Origin of the sequence: Solidesulfovibrio sp. C21, assembly GCF_047785625.1 — a bacterium.
Lineage (GTDB): Bacteria > Desulfobacterota > Desulfovibrionia > Desulfovibrionales > Desulfovibrionaceae > Solidesulfovibrio.
Genome location: NZ_JBLODY010000002.1, coordinates 39,785 through 57,786 on the forward strand (window position 1 = coordinate 39,785; position 18,002 = coordinate 57,786).

General features: G+C 57.2%; 17 protein-coding genes and 1 pseudogene. 6 read left to right on the plus strand and 12 right to left on the minus strand.

Going from position 1 to position 18,002, the window contains the following annotated elements:
* The first annotated feature begins 130 nt into the window (after positions 1-130).
* Together ACMZ6R_RS00895 and ACMZ6R_RS00900 are read left to right on the plus strand one after the other, a co-directional pair.
* Positions 131-1,528: a hypothetical protein gene (locus ACMZ6R_RS00895; protein ID WP_416108794.1), complete on the plus strand. Its 1,398-nt coding sequence runs from the start codon at positions 131-133 to the stop codon at positions 1,526-1,528.
* A gap of 91 nt (positions 1,529-1,619) precedes the next feature.
* Positions 1,620-1,994, plus strand: coding sequence for a hypothetical protein (locus ACMZ6R_RS00900; protein WP_416108796.1), 375 nt, complete (start codon positions 1,620-1,622; stop codon positions 1,992-1,994).
* Between the two features lie 505 nt (positions 1,995-2,499).
* On the opposite strand, the gene ACMZ6R_RS00905 is transcribed toward ACMZ6R_RS00900, so the two are convergent.
* The 5 genes from ACMZ6R_RS00905 to ACMZ6R_RS00925 all read right to left on the minus strand — a co-directional run bounded on the left by ACMZ6R_RS00905 (position 2,500) and on the right by ACMZ6R_RS00925 (position 5,196).
* On the minus strand, positions 2,500-2,919 hold the full coding sequence (locus tag ACMZ6R_RS00905; RefSeq protein ID WP_416108798.1) for a hypothetical protein: 420 nt from the start codon (positions 2,917-2,919) through the stop codon (positions 2,500-2,502).
* Positions 2,912-3,679, minus strand: a complete 768-nt coding sequence (gene cas5e / locus ACMZ6R_RS00910; protein ID WP_416108799.1) for a type I-E CRISPR-associated protein Cas5/CasD — start codon at positions 3,677-3,679, stop codon at positions 2,912-2,914. The genes ACMZ6R_RS00905 and cas5e overlap by 8 nt, the downstream gene beginning before the upstream one ends.
* A 12-nt stretch (positions 3,680-3,691) precedes the next feature.
* Positions 3,692-3,946 carry a hypothetical protein gene (locus ACMZ6R_RS00915; RefSeq protein WP_416108801.1) on the minus strand — a complete coding sequence of 85 codons (255 nt, stop codon included), beginning with the start codon at positions 3,944-3,946 and terminating at the stop codon, positions 3,692-3,694.
* 41 nt (positions 3,947-3,987) lie between these two features.
* Positions 3,988-4,977 (minus strand): ORF6N domain-containing protein, encoded by a 990-nt coding sequence (locus ACMZ6R_RS00920; protein ID WP_416108803.1) that lies wholly within the window; start codon positions 4,975-4,977, stop codon positions 3,988-3,990.
* A 75-nt stretch (positions 4,978-5,052) separates the two neighbouring features.
* Positions 5,053-5,196: a 3-hydroxyacyl-CoA dehydrogenase gene (locus ACMZ6R_RS00925; protein ID WP_416108805.1), complete on the minus strand. Its 144-nt coding sequence runs from the start codon at positions 5,194-5,196 to the stop codon at positions 5,053-5,055.
* Between the two features lie 161 nt (positions 5,197-5,357).
* Between ACMZ6R_RS00925 and ACMZ6R_RS00930 the strand changes: the two genes are divergently transcribed.
* The gene (locus tag ACMZ6R_RS00930; RefSeq protein ID WP_416108806.1) at positions 5,358-5,735 is read left to right on the plus strand and encodes a zinc ribbon domain-containing protein; all 378 of its coding nucleotides are present in this window, start codon (positions 5,358-5,360) and stop codon (positions 5,733-5,735) included.
* Positions 5,736-6,058: 323 nt separating this feature from the next.
* Here the strand turns inward: ACMZ6R_RS00930 and ACMZ6R_RS00935 are convergent, their stop codons facing one another.
* The 4 genes from ACMZ6R_RS00935 to ACMZ6R_RS00950 form a co-directional block, all read right to left on the minus strand.
* Positions 6,059-6,202, minus strand: coding sequence for a hypothetical protein (locus ACMZ6R_RS00935; protein WP_416108807.1), 144 nt, complete (start codon positions 6,200-6,202; stop codon positions 6,059-6,061).
* A gap of 96 nt (positions 6,203-6,298) precedes the next feature.
* Positions 6,299-6,574, minus strand: coding sequence for a hypothetical protein (locus tag ACMZ6R_RS00940; protein ID WP_416108808.1), 276 nt, complete (start codon positions 6,572-6,574; stop codon positions 6,299-6,301).
* Between the two features lie 31 nt (positions 6,575-6,605).
* Positions 6,606-7,454 (minus strand): hypothetical protein, encoded by an 849-nt coding sequence (locus ACMZ6R_RS00945; RefSeq protein ID WP_416108810.1) that lies wholly within the window; start codon positions 7,452-7,454, stop codon positions 6,606-6,608.
* Between the two features lie 15 nt (positions 7,455-7,469).
* Positions 7,470-7,949 (minus strand): hypothetical protein, encoded by a 480-nt coding sequence (locus ACMZ6R_RS00950; protein ID WP_416108811.1) that lies wholly within the window; start codon positions 7,947-7,949, stop codon positions 7,470-7,472.
* A gap of 23 nt (positions 7,950-7,972) precedes the next feature.
* Between ACMZ6R_RS00950 and ACMZ6R_RS00955 the strand changes: the two genes are divergently transcribed.
* Together ACMZ6R_RS00955 and ACMZ6R_RS00960 are read left to right on the plus strand one after the other, a co-directional pair.
* Positions 7,973-10,807: a hypothetical protein gene (locus tag ACMZ6R_RS00955; RefSeq protein WP_416108812.1), complete on the plus strand. Its 2,835-nt coding sequence runs from the start codon at positions 7,973-7,975 to the stop codon at positions 10,805-10,807.
* A 716-nt stretch (positions 10,808-11,523) separates the two neighbouring features.
* A pseudogene (locus ACMZ6R_RS00960) lies at positions 11,524-12,024 on the plus strand (hypothetical protein); the annotation flags it as partial.
* A gap of 116 nt (positions 12,025-12,140) precedes the next feature.
* Here the strand turns inward: ACMZ6R_RS00960 and ACMZ6R_RS00965 are convergent.
* The 3 genes from ACMZ6R_RS00965 to ACMZ6R_RS00975 form a co-directional block, all read right to left on the minus strand.
* Positions 12,141-13,067 (minus strand): site-specific integrase, encoded by a 927-nt coding sequence (locus ACMZ6R_RS00965; RefSeq protein ID WP_416108813.1) that lies wholly within the window; start codon positions 13,065-13,067, stop codon positions 12,141-12,143.
* Between the two features lie 268 nt (positions 13,068-13,335).
* Positions 13,336-15,897, minus strand: coding sequence for a YfjI family protein (locus tag ACMZ6R_RS00970; protein ID WP_416108814.1), 2,562 nt, complete (start codon positions 15,895-15,897; stop codon positions 13,336-13,338).
* Positions 15,898-15,975: 78 nt separating this feature from the next.
* Positions 15,976-16,698 carry a transcriptional regulator domain-containing protein gene (locus ACMZ6R_RS00975; RefSeq protein ID WP_416108815.1) on the minus strand — a complete coding sequence of 241 codons (723 nt, stop codon included), beginning with the start codon at positions 16,696-16,698 and terminating at the stop codon, positions 15,976-15,978.
* A gap of 1,071 nt (positions 16,699-17,769) precedes the next feature.
* On the opposite strand from ACMZ6R_RS00975, the gene ACMZ6R_RS00980 reads away from it, so the two are divergent.
* The gene (locus ACMZ6R_RS00980; RefSeq protein ID WP_416108816.1) at positions 17,770-17,964 is read left to right on the plus strand and encodes a hypothetical protein; all 195 of its coding nucleotides are present in this window, start codon (positions 17,770-17,772) and stop codon (positions 17,962-17,964) included.
* The last annotated feature ends 38 nt before the right edge of the window (positions 17,965-18,002 follow it).

The window sequence follows — 18,002 nt, forward strand, 5'->3', positions numbered from 1 at the left end:
ACGGCCCAGGCAGAAAGGTTTCCGTGCCGATCATCGTGGATACGGAACACCCCGACTTCGCACTGCTTTTGGCGGAAACAATCCTGCAACTGATTATCGACCGCGAAAACGGAAAATAGAGGAGGCTCCCATGGCCTACGATTTTAACGACATCAACCTGTCCAGACGCGTCCGCTGTTTCGTGACGAAGGAGACGGTGCCGGGGACGCCGGAGTTTCCGGTTGCCGCCGATTTCGTCTGCCCGGCCGGCGATCCGAGTATCAACCAGTCCCCGAAGACGACCGACTCCCAGGAAATGGCCGATACCCTGGACAAGCTGGACAAGCTCCCGGGAGGTTATGATCCGGCCGAATGGACGCTCCCCATGTACTTGCGCTTGGGAGGCGTCGGCGTCCTGCCCCAGGGGCATGCCCTCCTCCGGGCCCTCCAGGGAAAGTTCGTTACCGGCCTGACCGCGACGGTCAACGGGGACATCACCGATGCCGTCACGAGCATCCCCTACGAGGCGGCGGACGGCACGTTCCCGCCGGTCGGCGTGATCCGCATCGGCACCGAAACCATCCGCTACACCGGCAACACCGGAGTCGCGTTCACCGGCTGCACCCGAGCCTACAACTCGACCGTGGCCGCCGCGGCTGTGGATGGCGCCGCAATCACCCTGCTCACCCAGGTCTACCAGCAAGACCCCTCTGCGGAAAAGTTCACGTACTGGCAGATGACCGACTGGTTCCTCCAGTTCGTGGCCGGGGCGACCATCAACGCCTGTACGGTGGATATCAAAAACGAAGACGGCGTGCTGTTCTCGTTCAAGGGCCAGGGAACACGCATGGGGTTTGCCGCCATCGGGCAGCTTGCCGTAGCCGCCGCCGAGGGCGCAACCGCCATCAAGGTCGAGCTCCCGGATGGCCGGGCATTCGCCAAGGCCTACTCCAGGGGCGCAAGGATACAGAACAAGACCAAGGGGGCCACGAACGGCACCAGCGGTTTTACCATCACCGACATCGACACCAGCACCAACACCATCACCATCAGCCCGGGCGTGCCGGCCGGCGGCTGGGAAGTCGGGGATTCCATCATGGGGTTCCTGCCCCCGGCCACGCCCATTGGCGACATCGTGCTCAACCGCGACACCAAGGTGCTGATCGACGGCGTGAAAGGAAACATCCGCACCACGTCGCTCTCCATCGGCGTTCCCAAGGACTATAAGACCGACGAGCTCGGAACCGTCTACCCCGAAACGGTCGTCCCCGGAACCCGCGACATCAACATGGACTTCAACTCCTACTTCCGGACCGCCGACACCCTGCGTTTCGGGGAGGCCTTCGACGGGGACGAGTTGGCCCTCGAAATCCAATTCGGTTCGGCCCCCGGTTATCGGGCCAGTCTCTACATGGCCCGCGCGCCCATCGAGTCTCCGTCCCTGAGCCGTGACAGCGCGACCATGGCCATCAAGGCCAAGATCTCGGCTCTCGGCTCCAGGACTACGGACAGTATCGGCGAAAATTCCCTGGTCATCGGCCTGGAATAACCTTTTGCGAGTCGGATAGGGCGCGCGCCCGACAAGCGGAATCCCCGGCCGCTTCCGACTCGCAAAATACGGGGGAAGGGGATCAAGAATCATGGCCATCATCTTCTCGCTGGAGAAAAATCCCGAACGTTTCATCCGCGTCCCGGAAGCGCCGGGCGCGATCTTTCACGTCCGCCCCATGGCGTCCGATGAGGAACTGGCGTTCGACAAGACCTACATTTCCTACGACCGCCAGACGAAGCGCAACATCATCGCGGACCCCATCAAGCATCTCGAAGATAAGTGCGTGCGCGTCGTCCTGGGCTGGGAAAAGCTGCCCGGGCGCAATGGCTACATCCCCTATTCCACCGAAAACATGGTGGCTCTTTGCCACACCACCGCCGGTGCGGCCCTCATGTTTTCCGTGCTGGCCGATGCCGGCGCGGCCGACGCCGTCGAAGCCGAGGTGGCCGAAAAAAACTCGTAGACTGGTGCAGGGCCCACGAGCCGGGGGCGTCGATCGTCTCGCGCGAAGAGTGTGAAAAGCTCTTTGCCGAGGCGAACGAGGCCCCGCCCTGCGATACCTGCCTGCGGCAGTGTGACGTCGAGTTGCACGTTGACAATGTGCTTGCCTGGGAGGTGTGGTCTGCGCTTGACGAGTTTGATCGGCCCGTCGCTGCGGGGATGATGGCAGTGCCATTGCACATACCATCCCTCTCCATGGTCGAGTTGACAACGGCGATGGGAGGATGCCGAAGGGACTACGAGAAGGTCAAGCGGATCGAACGTGCGATGTTCCCGGCGATCCAGAAGCAGTTCGAGCAGAAGAGGAAGAAATAACGGGGGCCGGCGGGAGTCGGCCCTTTGTATTTGGTCCAGCACAGAGGGCGTTTTTGCCGTGGCACCCCCGCATAAGCGGGGAACATAATTGGCTTAAATTTTGGCGCTGTGTGTACAAACGGGACATCCCCGCAATTGCGGGGAACGAGAGGTCATTTTCCTGCGCGGGCCTGTAGCGTCTCGTTAATCAGTTTTTGCAATTCGCGCAACCGCTCCGACGTCATGCGCGGAATCTGTTGCTCGATCACGACGCCGTTGCCAACCGGAAACGGCTCGACACTGTTGCGGTTGCGCATGTCGCGTACGGCCTCAGAGCTGCGGCCAATCTGCCGGCCGACGCGGGCGTCGGTGTCTGTGCCGAGCAGCGCGATTTCGTGCTGCGTCCACTCGCTGTATGCCTCGCGCTCGGCCGGGGTGATGTGGCCGATTGAGGCGGCCGGGACGCACCAGTGCCCACGCACGTCTTTGAAGGCTCCCGGGATTTTTCCTGTCTCGCACAAGCGACGCACGCGCATGGCTGTCGTGCCGGCCTGCGTGGCGGCGGCACGGGGAGAGAAGGTAACGTCAGGCATTGATGCGCCTCCAGGTTTCCTCCCGAAAATTACGCCCCTGGCCAGTCGGGAGGCTCCAGCCGGCCAGAGTGGATCCATGCTCGTCGTCCGCTGTAAATGCGAACGCGTCGAGGAGCGTTTCGCGCAACCAGAATTGTGGCCGGTTGTCGGGATAGTATCTGCCGCCCCAATCCCGGCGCAAATGCGCGTCGAGGGGGTAGGCGCGCAGGGCTGCCACGGGGGTATCGTGTTCCTCGATCCGTGGCGCGAGGGGCACGGCCAGGGCGCAGGATTTGCGGCCGAAAAACGGAATCCAGCGAGGCCGGCGCATGGCGTTGGCTAGGTCCTCGAGGCCGGGCGTGGCCGGGCCCGTGGGCCAGACGGCCACTACAAACGGCGCGTTTTGCACGTATCCGCGGCGCGACGTGATGGGATAGGGGCGCATACTCGGTGGGCGACGGCGATTTTGCCGCGTGTAGGCCGCCAGCTCGTCCGCGCGGGTGAAAAGCGGTGTCAAATCCTTGCCCTCGGCCGGAATCTGGATGGTGTGGTAGTCGAGCATGGGCGGCGCGGCCGGGTTAACGGCCATGACGCACAGGCCCATGGCGTCGGCCATGGCCGCCAGATCCTGCCGGCGGTCGCGACCAATGCCCAGGCAACAGCCGAACAGGCCGACGAGCTGGGAGGTGCGTGGGATTTTGGCGCTCGGCCGGATTTCGCCGCAGGCCTCGCGCCCCATGGCGGCCAGGGGCGCGAACAGTTGGAACGTCAGAAACTGCATGGCGCGCCTCCGTCAGTTGGCGAGGTCGAGGGCACCGTCGTCGTTGATTTCGTAGGCCACGTCGCCGCCGTGGTCGCGCACGGCCTGGGCCAAGCGCGCCGTGCAGGGGCGCACGTACATGATGCCGATGGTTTCGCCGCCGATGCGGGCGCGGGGCGTCTCGACATTGGCCTCGCCGTCGATCCATTGTCGAGCATCCGCGATGGCGGCCTGCATGCTGTTGCCGGTCCCGTAAACGTTGTAGCCGCTCTGGTACACTGCGTACATGGTCGCTTTCTCCGGGGTTTGTGCGTGGGTCACTCATGGCCTTACCCTCTCTTGAGCAGCGCATGCACTGCGATCAGTCCGTCTAGGGCCTCGTAGACGCACCGATATGCCGTGCGCATGTGTTCGTCCGCGATGGCGAACATGGCCCTGTGCGGCCCCATGACCCCGTCGAAGAAGGTTGCCACGCCGGAACGGCGGTGCTCCCGGAAGACCCGGAAGGCTTCGGCCTTGATGGTGTCCAGTTCCTTGCCAAGCCGTTCAAAGGCGTCTGCCGCCCGAAAGGAAAGCCGGCGCCACATGTCGGGCGTCTCGGGCAGGCTGGGGTAGAACCAAGCGTACTCTTGAATCGTGCCGGCCTTGGGCGATTCGGGAAGCGCCTTAGGCGCTTCGGCCGCAGGAAGTGCCAGCTTCATCTCCATGGCCAGGATGTAGCTCACCACGTCCGGGTACGTCGCCTCGGGAATCTCCTCGTACTTGGCCACCTGAAACTTGTTCTTCACCCGGCTCCAGGCTTCCTTGAACGCCTTGGGGCGCAACTCCGAGGGGTAGTGCGAAACCTTGGCCGCGATCAGGTTTTGGATCGAGAGGCGGGAAGAGGTGGAGAGGGTGGAGGGGGGGGTGGGCTCTCCGAGAGCGGGCCGGCGGCTGAAGTAGTTCTCCTCCAGGAGTTCGAACACGTCCCAGGCCTTGTCCGTATCCAACATCTTGGCGTGGCGAGCAGCACCCCGGGCTGTCCAAAGGGTGAGTTCGCCGCCGGTCTTAGGAAGAATAGATGCGTCAGAATTCCTGACGCATTCGCGCAATTTCCTAAGTTCCTGGCCTGTTACCTTAAAGAAGTGCTTCCCATCCAAAAAGCGTTCGCGGTTTGCCCGGAAGTTCTCGCGGAGGCAGCCTTGGGTTGTCCCGTAAACGCCGGAGAGCAACGCCGTTGTCAGAACGGGAACGTCCTTATAGAGAATGGGGGTCAGGGATTCGACGGGGATCACGGGATTGCCCGCGACGACGGGTTCGGATAAAATAGCCTGAGCCATGGTGCACCTCCGCGTAAGGTGTGCTGGGGTTAGGCCCTGGTTGGGTGGTGGTACACCCGGCCGGGGCCGCTTTTGTTACTGGATTTCTTTGGAACGCTCCAATTTCTCCTTGACAGCCTCAATTATCCAGTCCTGAAGGGTCTTCCCCTCCTTTGCCGCCTGGGCTTTCGCTTCCCGATGAACATCATCAGGGAAAACCTTTATGTTGATAGCTTTCACCCTTTGCGCCCTCCTTTCTAGCTTTCTAAGCTTTCCTAGATAACTTGTCAAGCCCGGCCCGCGAAAATTTCCCCAAGTCAAGAAAAAACTTTCCGCCAGGGCTTGCCCTGCCCCGCTGGCGGTTGGTATCGGTTTGGCGAAGAATGGAAGGAGGTTGGCTAATGGCGTTGGTGAAATGCCCTGAATGCGGGCACGAAATTTCGGATAAGGCGGAAGCGTGTCCGCATTGCGGGTATGAAGTTGTTCAGGAATCGTGGGCCATACGAAAAAGCATATGCGCCAACGTGTCCTGGTATGTCTTTGTTGGTGAAATTCTTGTAGGGGCGTCCATTCTTCTGTGGCTTTCAAAAGAATCTAGTGGCAACACACAAAGCATCATTATCGTGCTTACCCTGTTTACTAAAACTTTCGGCTGGATTTTCAAAGTAACATCGCTGATTGGGATTCTGTTTGCTGTTGCCTCCCTCGCGAGGAAAGAGCCCAAAAAAGTATTGGCCTGGGTTTGCGTCGTGTTGCACGGGGCTGGATTGATAGGATAACTGTAGAGTAGGTCATCCCGCCCGCTCACAATTCCACGCCGTGGCAAGAAAAAGCCCCCGCACAGGCAAGGCAGTACATAAACAAGGCGCGGGGATACTGAGGAATTGGCGCGGGCCGACAGCTATAACCCGGCCCGCGCCAATTTCTCCCGGTGTCAAGAAAAAAGAAGGCCCCAGCCGAAGCCGGGGCCGAAATGTCGGGGCAAGTGCGAGTCAGCAGCCGCCGGGGCGCTTGGGCTTGTCCCCATGATTCCCGTAGTACAGCCCGACCAAGAACACGCCGAGGGCGACCAGGGCCGCCAGAATCCAAACGAGGTTGCCGTTCATTTGAGCCTCCGGGTGAGGTACATGCAGCCAGCCAAGCAGGCCGCCCCGATGAAGACCCCCAAGACTTTCTCCTGAAATACGCCCACGGCCATGGCGGCTACGCTGAATTTTTCGAGCCAATCGGCCGCGCGCTTAACCATACCCTTCACTTGCCCACTCGTCGGCTGAAGTCAACCCCACTCCACAAAAAAGCCTTCCGGTTCGCCGGAGAGCTTAGGATCGTGACGGGCCGGGAGCTACTTGGCGAACTTCAGCAACGCGGCCAAGTTCGGGCTGAACATGGCGATGGCGACCAGGGCGAGGAGGATGAGCAGCCGAATCTGCATCTCCAGGCGGCGGATATCACCACGGACACGGGCGAAATCCTCGCGGGTTTCACCCCGCAGTTTTTCCACGTCCGCCTTGGTTGCGGCTTCACCCCTGGAGGATTCCACGATATTGAGGATCGCCCGGGTGGCCTCCTCGCCCAGGGCCTTTTCCAGCTTCTTGGTATCGTCGAAAAGGAGCGTCATAGGGTTCCCTTGGGGCAGAGGGTCGAGGATGTCAAGAGCCCAACCCATTCTCGATTTTGGCGGCTTGCTGCTTTGCCAAGTTGACACGGGCCTTCGGGAGGCGCTTTCGCATGTCGGCAACGCGGGGGCCTTGGGAAATATCGAGGCAATCTTTACCGAGGGTCTTTCCATCCGCCGTCATTTCGGAACAGTATCTATCTACAAACTCCAAATAACTTTCACACACCTTTACTTCTATATCGTATCTCTTTGCCTTTTTTGAAAGAACCGCACAACGCCAGAAATAATGCGGAGCCGGGGTTGTTTTAGAAGTGCAAGACTCTTTTAGTACTGCAATGCAACATCTGTACATAATTTCAAAGTCGTGTTTGTGGGTTTCGGCATATTCGTAAACAGGTATCCCGTCTACCGTTGGAATCCTTGGGATAGTTTTTTGTTTACTACCGCTCAAGCTGTCCCATACTTCGTCGAATGTAAGGTTGTCCACTTTTTTAAAATATTCTTGAATCGTAATTGATGGAAGGTCACCTTTCTTCAGCCGTTCATATGTCTCTAGAGCGTTTGACAATGATACAGCATAATCCCTTTCCGTTTGGAAACAGGCACAAATTTTAAACAGTGCATCTATACAGAACTCACACCTCCTCAATCTTTCGTTCATGCACTCCGACGTCTCTATTATTCTATCGCTTTCATTTATTAATTTAGCCAAACGCCTAAGTTCGGAATTTTGCATTGAACAATGAGAATACGGATTATTTTGAAGGAAAGTAAATTCATTTTTTAAACATTCAACCCTATTGTTATGCCAAGTTATCGCATAATTTTCCTGATTTGCACCCGTCACAGCAAGTTTTTTAATAAAATCAACAATCCACATTACTAGCTCACTTTACTATTTTACTTTACCACCAGATATCCTACCGTTAGCAACACTTTGCATGGCTGCCGAGAATCTTCCCCGATCAGGGATACCTGATCCGTACCAGTTCATTGCAGCAAGCTTGAATTGCCAAAATGCAAGACAAAACCAGTTGTTTGACTTTTTACCTTGCTCCATAGTCTCGCAAATACCTTTTGACCTTGTGTTTGCGTCAGCTAGCAACTCAAGGAACTTGTTGTGACTAACTCCAACTTCAACAGCATCGGAAATTTTTTCAACGGACGCATCAAACTGCTCCCAACTTCCGGCCCACGCCAATTGTCCCCACGCCAGGATGACGACGAGAAAAGTCAAGATAATTTTCACGATTTTCCCCTTTCTCGCGCCCGATACCAGGAATCCTTTCTGGATGGCAATAAAAACCAGCGTACTCCTTTTCGCAGGCCCCATTTTCGCACCTTCATGATGGCCCATGCGTGGGCTGGCCGCCATGGTCTCCCAAAGCAGGAGCGACCATGGGCCTTCGTATCGACGTCGACGCCTCCAGGGGCATTTCCTCCGTCAAGGATTTTCGTAAAAGCCTTGAGGCCACCGGTGTTGCCGCGCAACTCACCGAACGCGAGATCAAGTCCCTTGAGGATCGTTTCGAGCGGAAGCTAGGGGCGGACAATGCCGCCGCAGCCTTAAATAAGACCAAGCGCCAAATCGAAGAGATCGGGAAAGCCGCGGGGCTGACCCAGCGCGAAATCATGGCGCTTGGGCAAAAGGCCGGAGTGTCTGCGGTCGAGTTTGCCAAGCTCGGGAATGGGCTCGATCAGGTCAAAAGCTCCGCCTCGACAGCAACGTCCGCAATCTCCAGCCTCGAAAGCATCGTCCTGAAGCTCGGGGCCGCCTTTGCTGCCTACAAGGTCGCGGACTACATCAAAGGTTCGGTCATGCTCGCCGCGCGCTACGAGACGCTCGGCGTGGTCATGGAGACCGTCGGAGCAAATGCCGGGTACACGGCCGGCGAGATGAACGCGACGGCCGCCGCGCTCCAGAAAACCGGCATCTCTATGGTGGAGTCGCGCCAGCAAGCGACCAAACTCGTCCAGGCGCACCTTGATCTTTCCAAGGCAACCGATCTTGCCCGCCTGGCCCAGGATGCCGCCGGCATTGCTGGGGAAAACTCCTCCGCCACCTTCGCCCGTCTTGTGGACGCCATCCAGACAGCACAGCCGGAGATGCTGCGCACGGTCGGGCTCAACGTCAATTTCGAGTCATCCTACAAAAAGTTGGCCGATCAGCTCGGCACGACGGCCAACGCTCTGACGGAAAACGAGAAAATACAGGCGCGGTTCAATGCGGTCATGGAACGTGGCCCTGACATCGCCAACGTTTATTCGAGGTCGATGGATACTGCGGGGAAAGCCCTGCTCTCTTTCGAACGGTACTCTCAAAACTTACAAGTTACACTTGGCGAGGCCTTTGGCCCTGCCCTTCAGCAGTTCGTGGACCAAGCCACAATTTCCATGAAGGCATTCCAGGACGAAATCAGCCGGCCGGAAGCTCAATACGCCTTGGGCGCAATGGCTTCCGGCGCTGCGAACCTGGGGACAAATCTCATGCGTAGCGCCGTGCCAGCGCTCCAGGCGGCCATCACGGCCATCAACGACTTTGTCACCGCCTGGCAGAAAATCCCCGCTCCGCTCCAGGGTGCCATTTTGGGTGGCGGTGTCGGTGCCATGGTTTCGCGTGGCAACCCATGGGCCATCGGGGCCGGAGCGCTCTATGGAATGAGCGTTTTTGGCGATGCTGAAAATGAAAAGTCCGTCCAGGAAGGGCTTGCCAGGGCTCAAAACCTTGCCTCCAGCGGGACAAACCAGATTCGGATGAGGGTGGCCGTCGTCGGCCCGGATGGGAAACCCCTTGGCCAGACCGTCAAGAAGCAGATCGAGGAAGCCGGCTACTCCGCCTCGGATAGTTCCAAGCTTTTGAGTGGGTCTGGAACGGCGGAGTACCAACTTGGCGAAACGTGGAAGAAGAATCTGGGGGTCGCCAACCAACTCCAACGGAAAATAGATTCAGGGCGGTTGTCCCAGGAAGACCTTACGCGGGCCATCAACGACCAGCGTGAGGCATGGGGCAGGATCGGAGACGCGCAGGAATCCTACGAAAAGAAAATGAACCGCGGCTCCAAGGCCGCAAAGAATGCGGGGCTGGCCGCTGAACGTTTTGGCTCCCAGGCCGCCGCCGCCCTGGAGCAAGCCCAAAATCAACAGGAGATTCTTCTTTCCCAGCTTGATGGGGACTCTTTGGGTGCGAAGCTGTCCGCCATAGACAAGAAGTATGACGCTTCTGTCGCCTCCATCCGGCGCTCTACGATCGGGGCGAAGGGCGACGTGTCAGACATTAATGAAGCGCTTTCAGTGATCGGCCAGAACAGGTCTCTTGAAAAACAGATCGTCAAAATTGACGCCTGGGCCAAATCCATGCAGAGCGCCGCCAGCATACTAACCGAGCTTGGCCAGCTTTCTGGTGATCCTGGCGCTATTTATGGCGGCATCATGACGTCAGCCCAAGCATGGGAGGCGGATCAGAAGAAGCGGATCGGTGCCATCGCGGACCTAGATGAGCGCGCCAATCCTCCCGCCAACTTAACAGGGACAGACCCGGCATGGAGTGACCGGGGCGCGACGAACGCCTATTTGTGCGTTGATGAATATACAAACACGCAGACTGAAAACGATTACCTCATTGACAATACCTTCGATGTTTCGCGGTGTGATTCGATAGTTATATTTGGAGTTGAAGGCTACACACTAACAATCGACCAAATAGTTTCCGAAACAATAATTAAGACCTCAACGCATCAGATTCTACAGCCTACATACACCATGTCCGAGTATTGTTTTGGTGAGCGGGTGTTCAAGGGCGACGTCTTCGAGACACTCCTTTTGCGCGGTGCGACACAGGCGAGAATCCGCATTGATGCAGGCGAAGGAAAAGCAAAAGTAGGGAATATCATAGCCGGCCTTTCGGCCCCTCTTGGGAAAACCCAGTGGGGCGCAAAGATTAATGGCCTAAGCTACTCCAAAAAAACCACGGACAGCTTCGGACGTACGTCTTTACTCAAAGGCTCAAACGCCAGCACCGTAAAGTTTACAGCGGACATATCGTTAAATGATGTTGACTTCGTCAAGAAACGGCTTGCAGACATTGATGGCATTGCGGCTTTGTTTGTTATCCACAACGAAAACGGCATCGAGCCGCAGTCGCTGACCGTTTATGGATGGGCTGGAGAGTTTGAGATCCCCATAGAGGGCTTGAGCCAGTGCACAGTTTCGTTTGATGTTACCGGATTAATATAGGAGGAACCATGCCTATTCCTAAAATTTCCGTCAGAATAGACGCTCCTGGTCGAATGTTGACCGATTTTGATGACGCGATGAGCACGTCGCTCGGGAATCTTGATACCATGACCGGCCAAGTTAACGACACTGTCGATGGTATCAACGCAATTCTTCCTGACCTCGAGAGCGTCCCTACTGTGCTTTCTGAAGTTGAAGCTGTCGCCGCAACCGTCGCAAGCAATACTAGCTTGGCAAGCTCTGCCGCAGCCACGGTCACGACCAAGGCTGCCGAGGCCGCCGCGTCGGCGGTTCTGGCCGGCGAGGCCCAGGCCGGCTCGGAGGCGGCGAGGGATGTGGCTGGCGGTTATGCCGCCGCAGCCGCAGGATATGCCGCCGGCCTTAACATGCCGACGGTCACAACAAGCAACGCAGGGCAGATACCCGCCGTAAAATTGGATGGCTCTGGCTATGAGCTTAAAGACCCCTCTGAAATAGGTGACGGCTCCGGCCCTTGGTCCGCCGCCATCCCCGCAACCTACTTGTCCAATGCCTCCCTTACGGCGTCTATCGACCTCACAGAAAAATTGTCTCCCGGCGTCCGCGTCCAGGCCGATTGCGGCGCGGATGGGCTCCAATATGGCACTACCGCATCGTCATCCTACTCTGATCCGACGACCACCGTCACGCTGGAGATGGACGACGGAGACGCGCTGACCAGTAATCTTGTCAGCATCATGCACGGCAATGACGACAAAAAGAGCCTTGTCAACCATGCCGACCAGCACGCTACGGGGGGGCGTGATCCGATCATCACCGTTATCGCCTCCACCCCGGCCCACTATGCGCGCTCGGCCCTGGCCACGGTCGCCAGCACCACCGATGCCGAGGGTCGTAGGACATGGTGTAGCCCGGATCGTGTCACGCTAAATGTCAACGATTCTGGCTACTACATTGCCGGATTACAGGCGAAAGACCTTAACGATGCGGCGAATTATGACTCGGATTCGCAGATCTTGGCGGACCCGACAAAACGTGCGGGCAAGGATCTCAATGTTTATGCGTGCCAAGACACTGGGGGTATCAGGCTACTTTTTTCGGCAAATTCCACCTATCCAACCGGATACACGGCGAGTAATTCCCGAAAAATCGGTGGTTTCCACTGTCTTTGTGTCGCCGCTGGCGTTATCAGCGGGCACCCTGGATCAGGGTATTTGGCCGGGGACATAGTCCCACCATCTATCTGGGATTTACAGTGGAGGCCTCGGTGCGCACCGGAGGGAATGCGGTATGTCGCCGGCGTCTGGCAGGATATCTATATGCCGTCAGTTATCGGAGGAGCATTGCGTCCCGCTTATGGCGGCACGATGGCCGATGGCGCAAGCGCACCAGTGTTCGACTGGTACGATTTCACCGAATGGTTGGCGCGTGAGGGCAAACGCCTGGCCATGCCGCACAGGTACCGTAACCAGTGCTGGCGGGTGGTGTACTTCTGCCCTCTCTTCCTCGTGAACACGAACACGCTGTTCGCATCCTGGCGATGACGCCGCAAGGCAGCACCCAACTCCTTGGTCATGGGAATCCAATCGAATTCCCTGGAGCCCCCCTGGCGTTTCTTGGTCCAGAGGCGCAGGCGGGAATCCTCGAAGTCGATGTCGTCCCAACGCAGGTTCAGGATTTCAGATTTCCTCGCTCCAGTGTGCAGGTAGGTCAAGAGCATGATCCGGTCTTGCTCGTTCTCCGCCACGTGGTAGACCTTCCAGAAGTCCTCCTCACTGGGAACATACTTGGGTTTCTTGTCCTCTCCGAACCGCTCCACTTCCTTGAAGGGGTTCTTTTCGGGCAGGCCCATGTACTTCACCCCCCATGCCCAAGCTGCTGACAGGTTTTTCCTGTCCTTGTTTGCTGCGTGGCCGGAAACGGTCTTCGCCCGTTTCCGAAGCACGGCATAGGCGTGGGCCACGGTGATGGCCGTAACCTCCCCTGTCTTGGGGTAGACGGCGAATAAACGCTTGAACGCGGTCTTCTTCTCGTCGTAGGTCTTGTTCGTCATGGCCCGGTCCGTGACAGCGTCCAGGTAACTATTCATCCACATCAAGACCGTGACGGTTGCTGTCGCCATCACTGGCTCCTGGACCTCCCAGGTAGGGGACTTTCTCATGGCCGATTCCCAGTCCAGGGCCTCGGCCTTGGTCTCGAACAGTTTCTGCCTTATGCCCCCGTCTCTCTGGACGCGGGCTTTCCATCGGGCTCGGCCGTTCTTGACAATCTTGGATGCCATTGGTGATTGCCTCCAACACCTTGTTTTCAAAGAACAGCGTCCTTCCGCCTAGGCGCAAGGCCCCGAGACGAGAAGCATGCCTCATGACCGTGTTGGGAGCAACCCCCAACACTTTGGCGACTTCCTTCGCGGTCATGGGCTTGCCCAGGTCTTCCAGTTTCATCACGGGGCCTTTTTTCGCCTGACGGATATGCCGCTAAACCAGCTAAAGCTGCCAATGTCTTGGCCGGACTCGTTGTTGCAGGCGCTAAAGCCATGCTACGCCGTGCTAAATGTCGTCCCGGACAACCCGCCAGACCTTCTGGCGCTTTTTGCTGTCGATGAACGCCCCACCGGGGACCGGGATAAACCAGCCGTGATCTTCAAGAATTTTCGCAGTTCGTATGGCAACGCCCTTGCTGCGGATCGAGTTTGGTCCCCTTTGATATATGTCCACGAGCGCCACGTGTTCACCTTGCCCTTGCGCCCATGTCAGCAGGCGTTCCGCCAAATCAAGGTCGGGATCGTGTTCGAAGGAGCCGTGGATGCGTAGGGCCTCATGAAGATAGAAACGCATCAGTTCAACGCCCGCCTGCATCTTCCCAAGGGCGATTTCCGGCGCTTCGAGGTCGTCGACGAGGGTAAGGACTGCGGCAAGACGGGCAGCGTGTTCGGCGGACTTGTTTGCAAAACCACGAATCCATGCCAAGGCTCCGCCATCCCTCATTTGGTATTCGGTTTCATCGTAAAATTGGCGGTATGCATCCATTGCTTCTGCGGAAGGTTTGATTGCCCTTGGAGCCAATTCCTTCGGATTTTTTTCCTTCGTAGGGAGAGGAACTGAAAGTATCGCCAGTATCCGCTCGTGGTAGGCTTTCATCTCAGGCACTCGGCGGAGATTCCGCCGCTTATATTTCCGCGTCCCTATGGTCGATTCGGGGTAGACGATGAGCGCCCGAGACAGGATGCCCTGGTCGAGTAAGGCTCCGTTACCTACAAACCCACTCGCGACCTGCGGCTGGAGCATCAGGTGCATCGTGAGGCGACGGTCAGCAACTCGCACGGTACCGTCAACACCTCGGGCTTTAGTGATTGGCTTGCCGTCCCAAAATTTGCTCAAGTTGGCGGCGGTCTCGATTTGGTGTTCTTTTAACATTGCATAGCCGCCAACGAACTGACCTCCTTCATCCGAAAAAATTCCCAAGCTCGGACGGCTATTTTGGAAGTGCCGCATAAGTCCAGCAGGCGTCGGGTCGGTCACTATGACATTTGGTGCCAGCGGTTCCTTCGGTTCCTCGCCGATTAAATTTAGCGAGGCTTCAATATTCTCTCGCGTGGCCTCTCTTCCGCAATTCTTCAAGGCCAAGTTTTTAGCTTGGCCGTAAGCCGCTACTTGTAGTTGGTATGACGCTATGGCTTCGTTGTAGGCATCCGTCAGGGATTTCTCAAACGCATAGTGTTGGAACAAAGCTTCTGCATCTGTAGAAGACTTCCTCTCGCCTGATCTTGCCACAGTTATGAAGTAATTTGAAATCGGTGAACGTCGCCCATCAGTTTCGACATCGGCAACCCCCTGGACTGCCAACGTCGCGGCGGCAAGGAAGCTTTGTGCAGCGATGGCCAGAGGCACTCCATTTGCTTCACTGGTGGCTTTTGCAGCCGGACCAAGCACAGGCCCCAGGTAGTCCACCGGAAACGGACGGTGGCTCGCTACGGCTCTTTTCAGCGGCAATGGCTGGCGGACCCGCCCCAGGACGACCGGGCTTTTGACTTTGTCCCGGCTAGGGCAGGTCTCGCAGGCTTCCGGGTGGAACTTCTCAATGATGTCTTCGCAGGTTCGCGGACCGCCCTTCTCCAGGGCCTGCCGCAACTTCCGGTCGGTTTCCTCCGCTGAATAACCCGGATAATGGCGGCTCCACTCATGGGCGAAGCGAGCGCCGTCCTGGCAGCGGCCAAGTATCGACATCGCCGCGTACCACTCCGGCTCGGGCAAGGTGGTGGTGGCGTCGCGGCAGTGGCGCATGAAGCCACACCCCTCGGTGATTAGGCCGAGGTCCGCACCGTCGCCGGGAACGTGGGTTGGGTGGTCAGTGGGCATGGACAGGGCAGGTTCAGCTACCCCCTGAGATTTAAGTAAGCCCGCTTCAATCTGCTCAATGGTGTAGCGGCGGGCGTAATCGGTGTATTCTTCGAGGATTCGAACCGGGACGGGGTCGGCCTTGTTGTTCATCGTTCCGGGGAGGCGCAATACCCGTGCAAGATCAGCAGTGTTGTCCAGCTCCCACCCTTTTGCCCTAGCGACGCTCTGGATCGCTTCTTGGAACGCTTTGCTCAACGCTTGAGCCTTCTTGCGCTGCTCTTCGGAACCGAAGCGCCAGGGCTTGTCGAACAAAAACCAGACTTGCAATCCATGGCCGGAGTGAACGACTATCGTCGGCTTAAAAGGAAAATCCTTAAAGATGGACATTGCTTCTTCGACCGTCGCGGGCAGGGCTGTCTGTGCGTGGACCTCGTCAGCAATGTCAAGATCCATCCAAAAGCCGGGGATTGCGATGACATCGTCAGCCTTGCCTCGGCCTGTTGCGGCCGGCTGAGCGTACATGCCGACGCTGTCCCAGACGTCGTGGCTCTGGGAAATGGTGACAGCATCACGGGACATGGCCTCAAAGTCGGACGAAGGGTGCCACTTTGTGGCGTTCCCAGCTTTTGTGAAGAGGCTCAGGAACCCAGAGGGCGGGGTCTCGCCCCAAAGCTGAAACAGGAAGTCTTGGGCCGCTCTTTCTGCGTCATACTGGGCAGCAACAACGGAAGCCGGGATTCTTCGACGGGGGCGTTCGGGCAGCATGTTCATGCCAACCTCCTTCAAATGATTTCAGGAGGCAGCCTAGCGGATAGCCTGAGGCTTGAGATGGGAGAGATAACGGGCGTGCTATTTTTCGGTTTTCTGGGGAGTCCTTATTAGCATGATCACCCTATAGTCCTTTTCAGCAAGACTACGGGCGGTTTTGTGTGCTTTTTTTGCACGATCCCCAGGGTCATCGTTGCCAGGGTAGACAATCTCGCCAATTGCGCTGAAGGAACATCCACAATGGATGCCATCAAGGATGCGCAGGTAGTCTGGCCAATTCTGCTTGTGCTTCTTGATTGATATTGGTCTTGGTCCGAAGTGATGGATTGCTTTCTGCGCATCCTTCAGAATCCTCTTGGCATAGTCGATTTGATCGTTTATATTAAGGCAAAGATCAAATGCGAAGGCCAGTTGACCATCGCGCATCATTATTTTTCTCTCCTTAGGTTCGCTTGAATAGCGCTCAATATTTCCAACATTACCCGAAACTATTCCGGGGCTCAGGTCAAAGAATAGCTGATCCTTGTTCAATTCCATTACCTGAAATCCTGTTGCTGCCGGGCTAATGTAGCCAGATGATAGCCCCCATTTTTCAGCTTCACTATGCCCTTCATTCGGAATCCACCATCCGATCTTTCCTTCTTCGAGCTTGACCAAATTATCCCATTCGCTGCAATAAGCAGTATTTCGGCGCAGAAACTCCCAGGCCCACCCCGTGTTGTTCAGCTTCACAGTGTATAAATAGCAAGATTCATCTTGCCAATTCGGCCGAACAAAAGTTCTATAGTCTTTTTCTTTCTTCATACTCTTTACCATGCAATTGGCAGCGTTGTTGCTTACGCACGCGCGCGCGAGGCGATCAGCCAAGCGCGCATGTATTGTCCTGTCTACGGCATTGTCTGTGACCGTCGGGCCGGCTGCCATTGCCTTCCGTAGTTCAAGCTGGGGTTGTGATCAAAGCGGGCTGGTCCTCGGTCATGTCTGCTGACTGGCCTCAGCCGTTGGTGTCAGTCGTGTCCCCCTGTCGTTTTCCCCTTTCCCGGTCCCTGGTGGCCTGTTCGTCTCCATCAAGTTTGTTCCGGAATCTGGCGGATTGACATATTTTCCGGGAATGGTTTTTGGGTAAAGCATCTTTCCCTGTCGATGGTTTGGTTTTTATGTGATCCTTTTTTTTGTATGCCCGGTCGGTCCCCGTAAAACCGGCTGGCGCGCCGTGATCCTCGGCATAGTTTTGCCGGGCCATTGTTCCCACGAAAACGGCAGAAGAACAATATGTTACATGTGTAATGCTGCTTACCCGTGTGGCAGGGGTTGGCACCGTTAGCTTGCATGTGTCAGACCTTGGCACTGTTAGCTTGCAGCCCTGTCCGTCGCTATGGTCGGTGTCGGCAGGCAAGGCGTCCCGCTGGGGTGCCCGTGGCGCTTTCCGTTGATCGTACGCGATCCCTTGACGGCCGTTTTTGTCCATGCCTGACCTGCGGGCCATGTCCGCGCCCGTGGATAGCCTGGGCTCGTTTTGGCTCGTGGGCAGTTTTGCTCAAGGGCTGCCGGCAAGGGTGGACTTCTTGCCATCGCCTCCCCCGGCTGGTTCATCCCGGCTCGGTGTTGGTGCTTCTGTCGGTGAGCGGGGAAGCGTGCTGAGTGATCCGCCTTGCCCTGGCGGCCCCGGGCTGCGGCCTGCCGCCGTGTCTCAGGCGCGTTCATTTGATTATAGGCGAGCCGTTTCCGGGCGTTTTGGGCTGCAACCGACCTGTGGGTCATGTCCACGACTGCCGCCCCTGTGTGGGTTCGTTTTCACCACCTTCCCTGTGGAGAATTATGGACAAGTGCGCACTTTTAGCTATAATCTCTTCCCCCGTGAAGGAGGAGCCGCCCGTGGCGAAGAAACGTACGCACTCTGTATCGGTGTTGCTCACTGATGAGGAGTTTCGACGCCTGGAATCCTTCTGCGACGGGCGCGGCTACAAAAAGAGCACGCTCATCGCGTGGTTGATCCGCGCGCACCTTGATGTCCGGCAACACGAGATGCAGCCCCCCCTCCCCTTTCCGCAATTACGGACTGATGAGTAATGCTCGCTACGCAACTATTAAAGGAAGTCCTCTTTTTC